The sequence below is a fragment of the Lactobacillus xujianguonis genome, from assembly GCF_004009905.1.
GTDB lineage: Bacteria > Bacillota > Bacilli > Lactobacillales > Lactobacillaceae > Lactobacillus > Lactobacillus xujianguonis.
This window is the reverse complement of sequence record NZ_ML136877.1, coordinates 28,417-44,832: the sequence shown is the minus strand read 5'-3', so window position 1 is coordinate 44,832 and position 16,416 is coordinate 28,417. Positions and strand designations below refer to the sequence as shown.

General features: G+C 38.0%; 17 protein-coding genes. 14 read left to right on the top strand and 3 right to left on the bottom strand.

Annotated features, from left to right (window positions below; all coding sequences use genetic code 11):
- Positions 1–8 precede the first annotated feature (8 nt).
- Positions 9–938, bottom strand: a complete 930-nt coding sequence (locus EJK17_RS04205) for an alpha/beta hydrolase (RefSeq protein WP_103662027.1) — start codon at positions 936–938, stop codon at positions 9–11.
- A 73-nt stretch (positions 939–1,011) separates the two neighbouring features.
- On the opposite strand from EJK17_RS04205, the gene EJK17_RS04200 reads away from it, so the two are divergent.
- Positions 1,012–1,794 carry a ribonuclease H family protein gene (locus EJK17_RS04200; RefSeq protein WP_103662028.1) on the top strand — a complete coding sequence of 261 codons (783 nt, stop codon included), beginning with the start codon at positions 1,012–1,014 and terminating at the stop codon, positions 1,792–1,794.
- 37 nt (positions 1,795–1,831) lie between these two features.
- Here EJK17_RS04200 and EJK17_RS04195 read toward each other — a convergent pair whose 3' ends face one another.
- The gene (locus EJK17_RS04195) at positions 1,832–2,788 is read right to left on the bottom strand and encodes a DUF1002 domain-containing protein (RefSeq protein WP_103662029.1); all 957 of its coding nucleotides are present in this window, start codon (positions 2,786–2,788) and stop codon (positions 1,832–1,834) included.
- Positions 2,789–2,960: 172 nt separating this feature from the next.
- Between EJK17_RS04195 and EJK17_RS04190 the strand changes: the two genes are divergently transcribed.
- From EJK17_RS04190 to EJK17_RS04155, 8 genes are all read left to right on the top strand, one after another.
- Positions 2,961–3,821 carry a glycosyltransferase family A protein gene (locus tag EJK17_RS04190; protein WP_103662030.1) on the top strand — a complete coding sequence of 287 codons (861 nt, stop codon included), beginning with the start codon at positions 2,961–2,963 and terminating at the stop codon, positions 3,819–3,821.
- A complete protein-coding gene (locus EJK17_RS04185; RefSeq protein WP_127796232.1) occupies positions 3,805–4,461 on the top strand; it encodes an alpha/beta fold hydrolase in 657 nt (218 codons plus the stop codon). The genes EJK17_RS04190 and EJK17_RS04185 overlap by 17 nt, the downstream gene beginning before the upstream one ends.
- 76 nt (positions 4,462–4,537) lie before the next feature.
- Positions 4,538–5,176 (top strand): NAD(P)H-binding protein, encoded by a 639-nt coding sequence (locus EJK17_RS04180; RefSeq protein WP_103662032.1) that lies wholly within the window; start codon positions 4,538–4,540, stop codon positions 5,174–5,176.
- Positions 5,177–5,277: 101 nt separating this feature from the next.
- Positions 5,278–6,264, top strand: coding sequence for a ribose-phosphate diphosphokinase (locus EJK17_RS04175; RefSeq protein WP_103662033.1), 987 nt, complete (start codon positions 5,278–5,280; stop codon positions 6,262–6,264).
- Between the two features lie 132 nt (positions 6,265–6,396).
- The gene (locus EJK17_RS04170; RefSeq protein WP_103662034.1) at positions 6,397–7,080 is read left to right on the top strand and encodes a TetR/AcrR family transcriptional regulator; all 684 of its coding nucleotides are present in this window, start codon (positions 6,397–6,399) and stop codon (positions 7,078–7,080) included.
- Between the two features lie 12 nt (positions 7,081–7,092).
- On the top strand, positions 7,093–7,926 hold the full coding sequence (locus EJK17_RS04165) for a hypothetical protein (protein WP_103662035.1): 834 nt from the start codon (positions 7,093–7,095) through the stop codon (positions 7,924–7,926).
- A gap of 119 nt (positions 7,927–8,045) precedes the next feature.
- On the top strand, positions 8,046–9,536 hold the full coding sequence (locus EJK17_RS04160) for an ABC transporter substrate-binding protein/permease (protein WP_103662036.1): 1,491 nt from the start codon (positions 8,046–8,048) through the stop codon (positions 9,534–9,536).
- Positions 9,529–10,269: an amino acid ABC transporter ATP-binding protein gene (locus EJK17_RS04155; RefSeq protein WP_103662037.1), complete on the top strand. Its 741-nt coding sequence runs from the start codon at positions 9,529–9,531 to the stop codon at positions 10,267–10,269. The genes EJK17_RS04160 and EJK17_RS04155 overlap by 8 nt, the downstream gene beginning before the upstream one ends.
- Positions 10,270–10,434: 165 nt before the next feature.
- Here the strand turns inward: EJK17_RS04155 and EJK17_RS04150 are convergent, their stop codons facing one another.
- Complete coding sequence (locus EJK17_RS04150) at positions 10,435–11,661, bottom strand: CAP domain-containing protein (RefSeq protein ID WP_103662038.1); 1,227 nt, start codon at positions 11,659–11,661, stop codon at positions 10,435–10,437.
- Between the two features lie 149 nt (positions 11,662–11,810).
- Between EJK17_RS04150 and EJK17_RS04145 the strand changes: the two genes are divergently transcribed.
- The 5 genes from EJK17_RS04145 to EJK17_RS04125 all read left to right on the top strand — a co-directional run bounded on the left by EJK17_RS04145 (position 11,811) and on the right by EJK17_RS04125 (position 16,412).
- A complete protein-coding gene (locus tag EJK17_RS04145; protein WP_103662039.1) occupies positions 11,811–12,893 on the top strand; it encodes a D-alanine--D-alanine ligase family protein in 1,083 nt (360 codons plus the stop codon).
- A gap of 22 nt (positions 12,894–12,915) precedes the next feature.
- Positions 12,916–13,656, top strand: a complete 741-nt coding sequence (locus tag EJK17_RS04140) for a MerR family transcriptional regulator (RefSeq protein WP_103662040.1) — start codon at positions 12,916–12,918, stop codon at positions 13,654–13,656.
- 74 nt (positions 13,657–13,730) lie between these two features.
- The gene (locus EJK17_RS04135) at positions 13,731–14,840 is read left to right on the top strand and encodes a YibE/F family protein (protein ID WP_103662041.1); all 1,110 of its coding nucleotides are present in this window, start codon (positions 13,731–13,733) and stop codon (positions 14,838–14,840) included.
- Positions 14,837–15,622 (top strand): YibE/F family protein, encoded by a 786-nt coding sequence (locus tag EJK17_RS04130; protein ID WP_103662042.1) that lies wholly within the window; start codon positions 14,837–14,839, stop codon positions 15,620–15,622. The genes EJK17_RS04135 and EJK17_RS04130 overlap by 4 nt, the downstream gene beginning before the upstream one ends.
- Positions 15,594–16,412 carry an alpha/beta hydrolase gene (locus EJK17_RS04125; RefSeq protein WP_103662043.1) on the top strand — a complete coding sequence of 273 codons (819 nt, stop codon included), beginning with the start codon at positions 15,594–15,596 and terminating at the stop codon, positions 16,410–16,412. Before EJK17_RS04130 ends, EJK17_RS04125 begins: the two co-directional genes overlap by 29 nt.
- Positions 16,413–16,416: the final 4 nt, after the last annotated feature.

Here is a 16,416-nt window from a genome sequence, read left to right as displayed (position 1 = left end):
CCTCCCAATTATTTTAAGCCAATAAACCGGTTAACAATGTCAATGACAAAGGGATTGTCATGCATCCAGCTGTGTTCAGCGTACTTTTCACCGCGAACCTCAACTTCTTGATAAAAGTGAGCATGTGGCGCCAAGATATAACGAATGCTCTTAGCGGAAACTACCGAAATAAATTTATCAGTATTAGTGTTATCGAGGACATTACCATAAATATTGAGGACTGAAATATCAGAATTGAAGCGGCGCCGGTTAAACAGTAAATAAAGATAGTGCGGGTTCATCACGCTGGGGCGCCCTTTTTCATTTAAAACATTGACGTTGGGAATATCGCCGAGATAAGTTACTCCGTCAAAGGGACCAGCGATAAAGGCGCATTTATCAAGGTGCGGAAATTTCTTTTGCCAGGAGTGCTTCATTTCAGTCCGAATAACGCATGGGCAGGCTAAGGAATGAGCCACTGCAGTATAACGCTGGAAGTGATAACGTTTAGCTAAAAAGGGCAAAACAAAGCTTAAGTAGTAATCAATGCCATAAATACCGACGATTCTTTGGCGAAAAGCCACTTGAACGATTGGTTGACGATCATTGGTCCAAGTGCCTTCCAGTTTAAAACTGCCAAACAGATCAACGGTGACCTTGAGATATTTGGCGTTATGCTTGTCTTTTAAAGCTTGGTCAACCATAACGCGAGTGGTGTAATCTCCACCGCGAAAGCCATGAAAATAAATGATTGGCACCTGCTTTAAACCGGCAGGTACTTCTTCGATAGTCGCATGGTCATCGATAATTTTTTTATGCATGCGTAGGAAAATGCGCGTTGGTGCAAAAGTAGCTAATAACCCTAAGCTGATCATACTGAACATGCTTGGCTCTTGCCAGAGATCACGTTTACGATTCTTTTCTGCTTCTTGCGCATATTTTTTAGAGTTGAAGAACATCTTGCACCACCTTACAATTAGTAATAATTATATTTTATCATTGTTAGAAATTTTTTGAGATGGGTGAAACATCATGAAGTTTTATGCTGTAAAAAAGGGACGCAAGCCAGGAATTTATCGCAATTGGGAAGAGACTAAGGCCCAAATTGATGGCTTTTCTGGTGCGGAGTATAAGTCATTTACTAAAATCACGGATGCGACCGATTATTTGGATTGGAACGCACAAACACATGGTGAAATCTTGCAAGAAAGTGAAGATACTTTACAAGCAGCACTTAAAAAGATTAAGACGAAAACGCGTGAGTTGAAACAAGAAAATAAACAAGTAATGGCGAAGTCGAAGTCAAAGCCACAATCCAAACCTAAGATTAAGGAAAATTATTTTGCTACAACCTATACTGATGGTGGCACGCGCAATACCGGTGTTTATAAAGGTGGTCATGTTAAAAAGACTGATAAAGCTGCCTGGGCTTACCGGATTGAATGGGGTGAAGGTGAAGTCCATGAAGCCGGTGGCGAATATGGAGCCACGAATAACAAGATGGAACAGACAGCATTGATTAATGCCTTAAAAAAACTTATTGAGTTAGGTTTTAACGAAAAGAAATTACACTTTGTGTTAGATTCGCAATATGTTTTAAACGCAATTAACAAGGGTTGGTTAGCTTCTTGGAAGAAGCGCGGCTGGAAACGGTCAAAGGGACCATTAGCCAATACTGCTGAATGGCAAGAACTTGATCGTTTACTTAAGCAATTTCCAGATGCTACTTTTGATTGGACTAAGGGTCATGCCAACAATCGCGGAAATGAGTTTGTGGATCACTTACTTAACAAATATATGGATGAGAAGATGTAAAAAAAGAAGCTGCACAGCAGCTTCTTTTTTATTGAAATTATCTGTTTACAACAACTGTTCCAAACAAGCCACTGAAGAAGTGGACCACGCTATCCCAAAGTTGTTGGAAAAAGTTGCGGTTTTCTGGAGTGTTGAATTTATCAAAGATGCCTTTAGCATTTTGCTTAATTTGCTTTGATAAAGTTGCCGCTTGTTCTTTAAAATTACCATTCTTCAAAGCACCTGAGTTGCGAATTTCGATCAACACATTCACAATTTGATTCTTTTGGTTGTTGTTAATGGTATCGCCTAAGTGATTAATTTTAATTTGATTATTAACGATATCCCGAATTTGGCTGTCAGAAATATTGTTTCCAATTTTAGCCATATCACTTTTCGCACCCGCAACGGCATTGCTTAATTGAGCATCACTATAGCCATCTTTTTTCTTATTTTCTTGGGTAATCCCACTTAAAGTGTTCATTTCATCTTGGGCGGCGTTAACCTGACTTTGATTTAAGGCATCTCCGTTTTTAGCATAAGCAGCATAAACACCAGCTAAAGCGCCAGAACCATCAATCGGAATGGCACTAGTGACATAGATATTAGCGTCAGTAATTCCAGCGGTTAAAGCAGCATTTTTGTATTGGTTAGCCGTAATGGTTGTAATATTGTCGCGGCCATTATAGTCTAAAATCTTCACGTTAATTCCAGAACCAGGGCTAGTTTTTTGAATCATGGCACTAGACCAGACCCCAGAAGAAGTGGTGAAGTTGTCACCTGAAGGGTTAAGGTATTTAACTAAGTCTTCACCAGTTACGGTAATTGTTTGATAATTACCGCCGTTTAGTGGTGCGGTTAAAGTTTTTAAAGTGCCGCTTTTTTGAGCTTCAGTTAACGAAGTTCCTAGCGTTACAACGGGCGTTTCATCAGCTTGGACTTTTTGTTTAGGTAGCGCCCAAAGCGCGACGGCACTTGCTAGCAGAATAGTTAAGAATGTAATTATTTTTTTCATGATTTATTTTTTCTCCTTATTAGTTAGATTAATTATAATAGCCTATTTTGCCAAAGCGTCAAGTTAATACTTCAAGACAAGTCATTTTAGCAAATAATTAAGCTTTGTCATCGTCTGGCTATTATTCCCGTAGCTTGTGATGTTATAATAAATAAAATATGGGGGAAATAGTATGTTAAATCAACCTGAATTAACTGTAATTATGCCAGTCTATAACATGGAAAAATATCTGGCAAGAGCGCTGGATCATTTAGCTAAGCAAACCGATCCCAACTTTAAATTGCTTATTGTTAATGACGGTTCTCAAGATAAAACTAGAGAAATAGCCGAATCATATCGTGATCAATTTCGTCATTTTCAAATCATTAATAAACCTAATGGTGGCTTGTCGGATGCCCGCAATGTCGGGATGGCAAATGTTGACACGCCGTATTTTACTTTTCATGATGGCGATGATTGGGTTGATCCTGATTACACTGCATATTTTGTCAAAGCTTTTCATGAACACCCAGAAGCTGCCATGGTTAGTTGCGGCTTTTGGATAGATTATGAAAATAAGCCAGGTTCCATTCCAGCAACCCAGAAGAATATTGAGCAAATGCTTACTAAGAAGCAAACTTACCGGCAAATTGTTAACTTTTTAGGTTCCTTGTTCTTTAATAAGGCTTTTGTTTCACCAGTTAAGGGTTATACCTGGAATAAGGGATATAAGACTTCAGTTGTCCATAAGTATCATTTGCAATTTGTTAAAAAATTGGCCTTTATGGAAGACCAAATTTTTAATGTGCGCTATTTATCGTTAACTGACGGCTTTTACTGTAGTAGTCAATCACTTTATCATTACTGGCAACGTGAAGACAGTATGGTTCATAACTTCAATTTGAAGATGGTGCCGGATAATTTTAAGGCTAATTATTTAGTTTGGAAAATTATCGCTAATAGTCTGTGGAATGAACACAAGCAAAAAACGCAGCTCACAGATCAAAAACTAGTTAGAGTAGATGAGGGCAACAGCAATGAAAGAAAAGGTTAATGGGGTTCAACTTTATTACCACAAACTAGGTAAAGGAACACCACTTTTACTTTTGCATGGTCATCACTTAGATGGAGGAATGTTTGATAAAATTGTTCCTCCTCTTTCTTTGTATTACACCGTTTATGTGCTAGATATGCGAGGACACGGTTTAAGTGAAGGCGACAGTGCAGAACACTACCAAACAGAAGTTGAAGATGTCTATAGCTTTATTAAGCAAGTAGGCATTGAAGGCTGCTACTGTTACGGCTTTGATGCTGGTGGGTTAGTAGCAATGATGCTAGCTTACCAACATCCAGCAATTTTTAAGAAAATTATTGTTGCCGGTGCTTTTGTCAATAGCGCTGGCATTCAGCCATATCATTATTTGACTGAAGGTGTATTGCGCTTTATGAAGTTGGACCGTGATAGCCGGGTTGAATTAACTGAGAGTTTCATGTCAGAAGAGACCTTACAGAAGATCAAGATTCCGGTTTTATGTGTTGTCGGCGAAAAAGATTGGGTTAAAGTTGAGCACGTCCGTTGGTATAGTCAACTAATACCTAACGCTCACTTAATTTTGATGCCACGTCAGACTCACAATAGCTATGCTGTTAAAAGTTTGAAGATGCTTGATTTAATCAAAGACTTTTGCAAATAAGATAATTGGTATGTTTTTCTTACTGCTTGCGTTAAAATACGAGTAAACAGTAGATTAAGCAAAAGAGGTCATAGAAATGGTAAAAGTTGTTGTTCTAGGTGCACATGGACAAGTGGCGCAAATCGCTGAAAGATTTATGCTGGCAGATCAAGATGTCGAAACAACTTTATTCTTACGTAACGCTGAACGCATGTCTGATAAAAAGGGGCAAGCGCGTATTATCGAAGGTAGTGCAACTGATGCTGCTCAACTAGAAAAAGCAATGAAGGGTCAAGATATTGTTTATGCTAATTTAGGTGGCAAAGACGAAATTGACTTGGAAGCTGAAGCTGTCATTGAGGCCATGCATAACGCTAATGTGAAGCGATTAATCTGGATTTCTACTTTAGGTATTTATGATGAAGTACCTGGTAAGTTCGGCGAATGGAATAAAGCAACTTTAGGTGATTATATTACTGAATACGCCAAGGCTGCTAAGCGGATTGAAGATTCTGATCTTGATTACACTATTATTCGTCCAACTTGGATGGATGACAAAAATGAAGTTGATTACGAAAAGTCCAAGAAGGGTGAAGCAATTACTGATACGGAAGTTTCAAGAAAATCCGTTGCCGCTTATGTTTACCATTTAATTAAGAATCCTAAGGAAGATGTTAAGCAATCTATTGGCTTAGGCAAACCTGGCACTGCAGGAGATAAGCCAAGCTGGTATTAATTTAAAATTTCTTAACTAAAGAAGCCACGCTTTTATTTCTAAGTGTGGCTTTTTTGTATATAATAGATCTGTATATGATTTTAAATTCAGAAGAGGTAGCTATGAACAAGGAAGAACTTCACGAATTGTTACACCCAATGAAAGTTATTGGCTTGGGTGGTAATCCAGCATTGAACGAAAAAATTGCCGCTATTTTGAATCGGCCATTAATTGAAACTGCGGTTCACCACTTTAGTGATGGTGAAATCCAAGTTAATATTGGTGAATCTGTCAGAGGTTGCGATGTTTTCGTTATTCAATCAATTCAAGATCCTGTTAACGAAAACTTCATGGAACTTGAAATTATTCTTGACGCACTTCACCGTGCATCAGCACATACGATTAACGTTGTAGTTCCATACTTGGCATATTCACGTTCAGATACTAAGACTCGTTCACGTGAACCAATTACTGCTAAGTTAATTGCAAACTTACTTCAATTAACAGGGATGGATCGGTTAATTGCGGTTGATTTGCACGCATCTCAAATTCAAGGTTTCTACAATGTACCAGTTGATCACTTACATGCAATGCCACTTCTAGCTCAATATTTCTTAGATAACGGGATTGCTAACAAGGGTGACGATGACGTAGTTGTTGTTTCACCAGATCACTCAGGTGCTAAGCTTGCTCGTAACTTTGGTCAATACTTCGATGCTCCAATTGCCATTGTTGACCAACGTGGTGCGCGTTATGATACTGAAGTTCACGATATGATCGGGGATGTTAAGGGCAAGAAATGTATCATTGTTGATGACTTAATCGACACTGGTTCACGGATTGCTTCTTCAACTAAGTCAGTCTTAGCAGCTGGCGCAACTAAGGTTTATGTTGCTGCTACGCACGCTCTTCTTTCTAAAGATGCAACTGATGTCCTTAATGAATTACCAGTTGAACAAATTGTGGTAACTGATACTATTAAGCACAAGCATTACCCAGACCGCATGGTTAGAATTTCTGTTGACCAATTGTTGGCACGCGGGATTGGCTATGTTTACAACGATCGTTCAATTCACCAAATTTTTGATGAACAAAATCGCTTGAAGTAGTTAATAATGAACAAATAGCATAAAAATGATCCTCATTAGGTGAGGATTATTTTTTTAGAAAAGATATCTTTTTTCTGGTCATATATATCCCATCATTGGTATAATGAAAATTAATCGTATAGGAGAATAATTATGGCAAGACGAAAAAACATGAAGAGAAGAAGAGTTATTCTTGGGAATACTTTTCGATTAATTAGAGAAAACGGGATGGAAAATGTCTCTTTGCAAATGATTGCGGAAAAGTCAGGCATTTCTAAGTCTCTTTTACAATCTTATTATCCACATAAAGCTAAATTAATTAGTGATATTGTCCGTAACTTGTTTAATACTTTAGGTGAACAAGTCGATAGTTATGATAACATCAAGCATTTCTCGCCATATGCTCATATGAAAGCTTTTGTTTATACGATCGGAGTGCTAGGGATGCATGATGCTGGGCTAGACCGAATTATTTCACAAGCTTTTACTAATAATGAAACTTTGGATAATTGGGGTGTCATGCTTATTAAATGGGTGCGCGATACGCACTTATTTGATGATGTTGGTACTAGTCAAAATGAGCTTGAAAGTGGGATTTCTTTTGTGACGATTGGTGCAGGTCGCCTTTATCATGACCGTAAGAAGCACCGCTTAACAGCAGAGCAACTAGCAGATTATACGACTAGTTCTTTGATGTTTAGCTTTTGTCACTGCAAGCCAGCTGAAATTGACCAAGCATTAAAAGATGGCCACGATATTATTGAATCAGCTGATATGGAAAGTGTTCACACTGCCATCGATACGATGTTTGATGAGGATAAAGAAATTATCAGCTAAAAGGGGAAAAACATGGTAGATAACTCACGCGGTGAGTTACGCCGGATGGATCACGAGCAGACTAGCCAGTATAAACGAACGCTGGCTTTTGTAATTTTTATTATTTTAGCGCTTGTGATGATTACGGCAACTTTTTTAAATCCGCTTTTTATGAAAGGGCAGATTCGCACTAGTAATAATCGAGCTGTAATTGTGCGGCAGGTAAACAGTCATTTTAATACTTTGGCTGAATTAATTGGTGCCAAGCAGGAAGATGATTCCAACTTACTAACTGTTCAAGAAAGTGAACCAATTGCTGATCAAGTAATTGATTATTCCTTAGGTTTACACTGGTTTAAGATGAATAGTTTGCCACTAGCAGAACAAATCTTAACGACAATTGATAAAAGCGTTGATCAAGGTGCTTCAAGTGGTGCGCAAGCAGTACGTAAACGATTGAAAAAAGAAGGCAGTAATGCCGCTTATTTAGTAGCTCAGGCCTTTAATCTGCAAGTAGTTGCTTTAGGTGCCAATATTGCCACTTTGTTGTTAATCGTCAATGTGATTATTGTGGTGATCACGATTATTACTTTGCTCTCACTGATTAGTGATATGCGTTCACGCAGTAGTACGAAGGCCTTGGTGCACGATGTGACTGCAGCTGGAATGTGGGCCGGCTTTTGGCTAATTCTGATTAATGGTCTGCTAGCTTTAATTCCAGTTGTCTTTAATGTTGAGACTTTGCAATTAGCCGATTTAGGCTTTTTGATGGAGATTGCAAGTGGGGTCTTCTTAGAATTTGTCATTGTTGGCGTAGTGCTTTATATAATTTGCGCAATTCCATGGCAAATTACAACTGCAAATTAAAAAAATAATAAATGAGTCTAGTTCAATTTTGAAAAAATTGCTGGACTCTTTTTTTGTTTAAGTGCTATACTTAGTTAATCAGTTTAATTATTTTTTAATGTTAATGATTGGGTGAAACGATGAAAAAGAGTAAGATCGGCGCAATTGTGATGGCGCTAGTAATAATGTTTTCCACCCTTTTTTCGTATAATTCGGTAACTTATGCCGCTAATACTGAAAAAAAGGTTGCGGAAGGCACAGTTTTAAAAAAGATCAAAACTAGTAAAGAATTAGTAGTTGGTACCTCTGCTGACTATCCACCGCTTGAATTTACAGCTAGTGAAAATGGCAAAACCAAGTATGTTGGGGTAGATATTGAATTAGCTAAGGATATTGCTAAAGATTTACATGCCAAGTTAGTGATCAAAAATATGAGCTTTGACTCGTTATTGGTAGCTCTTGAGACAGGTAAAGTTGACATGGTTATTTCTGCGATGACCCCAACTCCTGAACGGAAAAAGAGTGTGGCTTTTTCTAAGATTTATTATCGGCCAAGTGGTGAATATTTCCTAATTAATAAACGTGATCGGAATAAATATAAGAATATTAAGAACTTTAAAGGCCAAACTTTAGGTGCCCAAACAGGTAGTATTCAATACAATTTAATCCAAAAGCAGATGAAGGGTAGTAAAGTTAAGGGCTTAGGTAAGATTAATAACCTGGTTTTGGCTTTGCAATCTGGTAAAGTTGCCGGGGTAGTTGTGGAAGAATTAATTGCGAAGGCTTATGCCCAAAATAATCCGAGTTTACTAGCTGTTAGATCTGACTTAAAAGAAGATCAAGCAGGTAATGCCATTGCGATTGCTAAAGGGCAAAATGACTTAGTAGCGCAAGTTAATAAGACGATTAACCAGGTGAAAAAGCAGCACTTGATTGATAAGAAATATCTTCCTGAAGCTGCTAAGTATATGAAGACCGCCAATAAAAACAATACCATGATGAAATACGCTCCTTACTTTGTAAAGGGTGTTTGGTATACCATCGTCATTACGATTTTCTCTGTTTTGATTGGGGTAATTTTAGGAACGATCTTAGCTTTAATGCGACTTTCCAAGATTAAGTTAGTACACTGGCTTGCCGTTTGTTATATCGAATTTGTCCGGGGTACACCACAAATGGTACAGATTCTGTTCATTTACTTTGGGGTTGGTTATTTGATTTCTAACTTATCAGCGGTAATGGCCGGAATCATTGCCATTGGGCTCAATTCTGGGGCATATGTCGCTGAAGATATTCGGTCAGGAATTAATTCGATTGCTAAGGGTCAAACTGAAGCAGCCCGCTCACTCGGTTTAAGTCAGGCTAAGACTTACCGTTATGTTGTTATTCCTCAAGCGTTGAAGAATATTTGGCCAGCACTGGGTAATGAATTCATTACTTTGTTAAAGGATAGTTCATTGGTTTCTGTCATCGGGGTTTCTGAATTGATGTACCAAACGCAATTAATTCAGACGTCCACCTACCGCGGAGTACTACCGTTGTTTATTGCGATGATTATTTACTTCATCATGACTTTCACTTTATCAAGAATTTTGAATCATTTTGAGAAACGGATGAAACACAATGACTAATGCAATTATTAAAGTTGACCATTTAAAAAAGAATTTTGGCAAAAATGAAGTCTTAAAGGACATTTCCGCTGAAGTTGATCAAGGCCAAGTGATTTGTATTATTGGCCCTTCAGGCTCAGGTAAAAGTACTTTTTTGCGCTGCTTAAACGTCTTGGAACGGCCAATGTCCGGCAAGATTATCTTTGACGGAACTGATTTGGCTAGTTTAAAAGACGGTCAAGAGTTAGATGAATTACGGGAAAAGATGGGAATGGTTTTCCAGAACTTTAATTTGTTCCCGAATATGAACGTCATTGAAAATATTAAATTGGCGCCAATGAAAGTTAAAGGTGAAAGTGAGGCTGAAGCTGAAAAAGAAGCCTTGTCCTTGTTAGCTAAAGTTGGTTTAAAAGATCGCGCACAACAATATCCAACTAGTCTTTCTGGTGGACAACAACAAAGAGTAGCGATTGCTAGAGCTTTGGCAATGCATCCCGAAGTGATGCTCTTTGATGAACCAACTAGTGCGCTTGATCCGGAAATGGTTGGTGAAGTATTAACGACCATGAAAGATTTGGCTAATTCAGGGATGACAATGGTTGTGGTAACGCATGAAATGGGCTTTGCTCGTGAAGTTGCCGATGAAATCTGGTTTATGGCAGATGGTTATCTGCAAGAAAAGAACAAGCCAGAAGAATTCTTTGCTCATCCGACTAGCAAGCGGGCACAGGACTTTTTAGCGAAAGTTTTGTGAGTGTGAAGAAACTCCTCGACAAATAGCCGAGATAGCGTAGAACTGACTTAGAATACGAAGTATTCAAGTCATGTTCTAGCTATAGTCGGCTATTTTTGTTTCTGAACACGATAATTCTGGAATGGAGAATGCAAAGAGTGGCTGGAAATTTTCCCACTCACTTTTTTACTTAATTTTTAGTAAATTACGAATAAAAAAATTGTGGTCCCATTGGCCCTTTTTTAAAGAATCAAAATAATTAAACGGTTGTGAAAGTTTACTCTTCAAATCTCGGGTGGCCCACAATTTTGCATTTTGGATTAGAAACGGCGATTTAGTCGTCGTATTTTTTTGCGCCAAAGCATTTTGGTAGGTTTTAGCTTTGCTAGTTAAATGCTGACTAGCTTGACGCAGGTTGGTTGTCTGTTTAAATAATTTAAAGGAATATTTGTATAATTTATTAACTTTAACTACATATTCGTGACCGGCAATAATTTTAGTTTTACCAGGTGAATAGGTAATTACAGTTTTGAAATTTCCATAGCCATTGTTACTGTAGTTTTTAATATTAGTGGCAGTATGGGTAATCTTGGTGTCTTTGTCAGTAATCGTAATCTTGGGCTTTTTGGTAAAAGCGCGATTAGATAGATAAATTGACCAAGCAACTTTTTTACCTTTGGCTAATTCAACTGGGAAAACACCATTACTTGGGTAAACCACAGCAGCTTTACTTGCTGGTTTAAACAAGTCATCAACATTTAAAACTTTTTGCACAGAATAACGGTAACCGTTACTACCATAAGCAGCGCCAATTCCAGTAGTGGTAAGCCGTGTAGATAAAAGCCAAGCCCTGTGACCTGTATCTGAACCGGTTAAATTATAATGGTCAGTTAACAAATCAGTAATAACGTCGCCAGCTGTTTGATCATTAACATTAAAGTTCAAGTTAGAAGTTTCAGAAGTATCCTGGGCTAATTTCCAAAGTGAATGGTTAATGTAATTTGGCTTAGTTTCTGAAGGCAAGCCATGTTGATTAATAAAAGGATTAGCATTTATCGCTGCCATCACGGCTGCCGTTTTTTGGGCAGTTGTGTTAGTAGTCGCATTGGCAGTGACTGCCGGCAATCCAAACAAGCTACGGTAATAATTAATATAAGCTAATTGACTGGAGATGTAATTCTTCTTCAATTTTCCAGCCTTAAAGGGTGCTGAAAGGTGAGGCGCCTCATCATAAAGATTATTGATATTGTATCTTTTTTTACTTAAGCTAGCATATTCTTTTTGAAAATGATGAACTTGCGAAACTTCTCCTGGTGAAAATGTTGCAGCTTTGGCGTTTTGATTAATTAAGCTAAAGGGAGCCGCAAGCGATAGTTCGGCGACCAGCATGATTGAAAGTCGGCGCAGAAACATACTGTCACTTCCTTCTTTTGTCTTATTAAAGTTATTATAACGCAAGTTGAAAAGGCTTTATTGAAAAATGTTTGGTAAATCTTCGTTTTTCCCAGTATTATTGCGTATAATTAAGAGATGGTAACAATTATTAAGAGGTAAAAAAGACAATGACTAAGAAAACACAAGTAGGTTTGATTTTCGGAGGTAATTCATCCGAATACGAAGTTTCAATTGTATCAGGTAGTAATATTTATAAGGCAATTGATAAAGACAAGTTTGATGTGCATCCAATTTGGATTACCAATGATGGCTACTTTGCCGATGAAGAAGAATCCTTCAAAGTTTTAAAGGATCATTCTTATCAAGTAAAGAATCCACATAAGGTTAAGAACTTGTCTAACTTGATTGAACTTGCTAATTTGCCAGAAATTGATATTTTCTTCCCAATCGTTCACGGTAATTTAGGTGAAGATGGTGGTTTGCAAGGTTTGTTCAAGATCTTAGATAAGCCTTTTGTTGGTGATGATATCTTAGCTGCTGCAGTGACAATGGATAAGGAATTCACCAAGATTTTAGCGCAAAGAGTTGGCGTTCCAGTTGCTGACTGGATTGCGGTTAAACGCTTTGAATACGAAGATAAGAACAATGACAAATTAAATTACGACAAGGTTGCTGAAAAATTAGGCAAGGACATGTTCGTTAAGCCTTCTAACCAAGGTTCTTCTGTCGGGGTTAGCCATGTTACTAATGCCGCAGAATACCAAAAGGCCCTTGATGAAGCCTTTAAGTATGATGATAAGGTCTTAGTTGAAGAAACAGTACCTGGTACCGAAGTTGAAACTGCCGTTTTAGGTAACGACAAGCCACTTGTTTCTGGCGTTGGTCAAATTACTAATGCTGCTGGTTCTTGGTATTCATACGAAAACAAGTATGATGATAATTCAACTTCTAAGCTACAAATTCCAGCTGATTTACCAGATCGAATCGTCGAAAAAGTTCGTACTAATGCTTTGAAAGTTTACCAAGCTACTGAATGTTCAGGAATGGCTCGGGTTGACTCCATGCTCACTCCTAGTGGTGAAGTAGTTCTAACTGAAGTTAACGCTTTGCCAGGCTTCACTAACATCAGTATGTATCCAAAGCTTTTTGAAGCAGCTGGCATTTCATATCCTGACTTAATTACGCGTTTGATTGAAGTAGGACAAGAAAGATTCGATCACAAGAAGACTTTGCTTCATAAGCATGATTAATGCGGTGGATTGGAGTAAGTGAATGACAAGTAACAAGCATGATTTTGAGGAACTTCAGACACCAAAGGCAGCTGCTAAAGAATTAGGCATTAGTGTTGCCACTTTAAGAAAGTATTCTTTAATTGTGGAAAAGGTTACCGGCAATCATCAATATTTTGAACGCACCAAGCAAAATGCGCGCTTGTATCATCAAAAAGATATTGCCGATCTGGATGCCTTTCATAAGTTAGCGAAAAACAATGGCCTAACTTTGCAAGAAGCTGCTCGTCAAATTTATGAAGTTACTGATCAAGCAGAAACTGCTAAAAAGCGGGCTAAAGCGCAAGAAGAGCCCAAGGAAATAATGAGCACCGCGCAAATGGTGAAATTATTAACGGCTTTACAACATACAATTGCCACGCAAAATGAAGCAATTAGCAGTTTGCAACAACAATTGAATAAAATTGAAAAGCAAAATCAAACTTTACTAGATGAACAAAAGCAGCTTGCAGCGCCTAAAGCTCAACCCCAAACAACTTTACCTGATATTTCAGAAGTTGTAAGTGCTGAAGAAATTAAAACTCCAGAAGAGGAAAAGGCACAAAAGCGGGCAGAAGTTGAAGCTGATAAGGAAAAATCCCAAGCAGAAATGCATGAGCAAATTATTGCTAAGGCTAAGGAAAATGCTAAAAAACGGGCCACAGCCAATGTTCATCGAACCTTAGAAGATATGCAAGTTCCAGTAAAGAAAAAGCATTGGTGGCAAAGATTTTTAAATTATTAAGATTTAGTAAGACGGCTTTATTAAAAGCCGTCTTTTGTTTTAGAGTAAAAAAGTAACGAGAAACGAGGGGTTAGATGCGTAAGATTAAACGCAAATATTGGCTAGCGTTATTGGTATTAGGGATCGGCGGATTGCTATCAGCGGCAACGTATTTTGCTGTGGGTATTTATCAAAAGGATAATGTCGCAGTAATTACTGATACGCATATTCCTGATCGCTTAGTTGAAAAGAATAAAGATGTTTATAACAATCAAGATCAAACGCGTGAACAAACCATTCATTTACGCGTTTTAGATGGAAAATACAAAGGGAAAACCTTTACGGAAAAGAATGTTTATTATCCATCTCAGTTAATCACGCAAAAATATCGGGCAGGACAGCGAATTTTTGTCAGTATCAAAAAAGGCAATGTCGCTTTAGGTAATCCTAAACGCGACTGGGTATTAGTCTTAATCTTGACGATTACCATTGCTTTAATGGTGGCGACAGTTGGTAAGCATACCATCGCTTTAGTCGTTTCGATGGCTTTAAGTTGGTTAATTTTTTACGCTGTGATCGTTTTAGATGTAAAATTAAATGGTACTTATATTGTTTTACTCTTTAGTTTAGCTGACATTGTCTTTTCATTCTTTAGCTTGCTGATTGTGCAAGGCTTTAATAAAAAGATGCTAGCAACTTGGCTAGCGACTTTACTTGGGGTATTTGTTTCCTTTGCGATTTGCTATTTAATTATGAAATTAACTGGTGAATCGGAAATGAAATACGAAACCGGTGACTACGCAACTCAAGATCCACGTGGCATCTTTTTAGCACAGACTCTCCTTGGAGTGCTTGGTGCGGTAATGGATGAAGCAACGGATATTATTTCCAGCCTGTACGAAGTCGTCCAAGTAAAGAAAGAAATTACGGCTAAGCAATTAATTCAAAGTGGTCGGACAATGGGGCAAGAAATCATGGGACCATTAATTAATGTCTTGGTCTTGATCTTTATTGCTGAAGCATTGCCAATGACAATTCTTTATTTACGTGATAACAATACTTTAGGTTCTGCCTTTGGCTTTACTTTATCTTTAGGAGCAACACAAAGCGCGATTTCAGCGATTAGTATTGTCTTAACTGTTGTCTTTGCGACAGCTTGCAGTTTATTGTTCTTGAAGGAAAAGAGGGGGAAGCAGAATAAATGAGTACGCTCCTTGCTTTAATCATCGTGTTGGCGATTTTAATGACATTAGTAGGCGGGGAAACGGGCATCCGTAGTTTCTTTAGTGTGCTAATTAATACTTTATTACTGATTTTAGTAGCGATGCTGATCTCTTGGGGAGTAAATATTCCAATTATCACTTTGATTTTTATTCCTTTGAAGTTGGTCACGATCATTTACTTAGGAACTCACGATTATACGGTAGCTAAAAATTCTTTTATTGCTGCTTTAATTGTTTGTTTGTTGGTTAGTGTAGTAATTTTAGGTGGACAATGGCTAGCACAAGCTGCTGGACTGGGCCCAGAAGCTGGTGAAGTTTTAGTCGGTTTGTCACAAATGCCAGGCTTAAGTTATCCGATGATTGCCATTACAGTGGCCATCTTTTCAACTTTGGGTGCAATTGCGGAAGCAGCGGTAGCTATGAGTTCAGGTTTACTTGAGCTGAAAAAGCATAATCCAATGATTACTAAAGAAGAACTCGAAGCAAGTGGTACAGCGATTGGTAATGATGTGTTAGGCACGGCTATGAACACCATTTTATTTGGGATGTTCGGCAGCTTTTTGTCATTATTTTTATGGTATTTCCGCTTAGGTTATACTTTTGGTGAAATTGTAAATGAAAAGTTATTCGTTAACGAAGCCTTAATTATTATGTATTCTTTGATTGGGGTGTTGTTAACAGTCCCACTTTCTTCCTTGCTTTTAGCAAGAGGATTGGGTAATTCTGAGGTGAAAAATGAAAACGGAAAATCTAACCCTAACTAATTTTAATGGCCGGCAATTTAAGGTTCATACTTATTTCTTGGCTGACAATCCCAAGCTGGTTGAAAAAGTAAAGCCGTTGATCATTGTGATTCCAGGTGGGAGTTTTGATCATTTGTCTTTACGTGAAGGTGAACCAGTTGCTTTAGCATATGCTAGCCATGGTTATAACAGTGTGGTGATGGAATATAACTTGGTTCAAGATCCAGGGAAGATTTATCCAGATGCCGGCTTAGATGTGTTAACCACGGTTAAATATTTCCGCGATCATGCCGCTGAATATCAGATTGATCCGCATAAGATTATTACGATTGGCTTTTCAGCTGGAGGTCACGTGGCAAGTAGTGCCAACTACATGGCAAATAGTGAAAAATACCAAAGTCAATTTAACTATGAGGCTAAGAATGTACGACCTGATCGGACAATTTTAGGGTATCCGTTAATTAATATTGAACACATTGGCTTTCCAATTCCTGATGGCGAAGAAAAAGACATGCCTGATGATCCCAAATTGCAAGATAGTGCTTTAGGTGTTACACGTGAAACACCAGCTACTTTTATTTTCCAGGCTTGGGATGATCCAGTAGTTTTAATTAGTAATTCAATCGAATATCTTAAGACTTTACATGATAATGGGGTTAGATGTGAAGTTCATTTGTTTACTCGAGGCGGGCATGGCTTTTCACTAGCGCGACCAGAAGTGGTTGAAGAAGGCAACGCTTGGCAGAATAATCCGCATGCCACTCATTGGTTTAATTTAAGTCTTGAATGGCTTCAACAAGAATTAGCATAAAAGA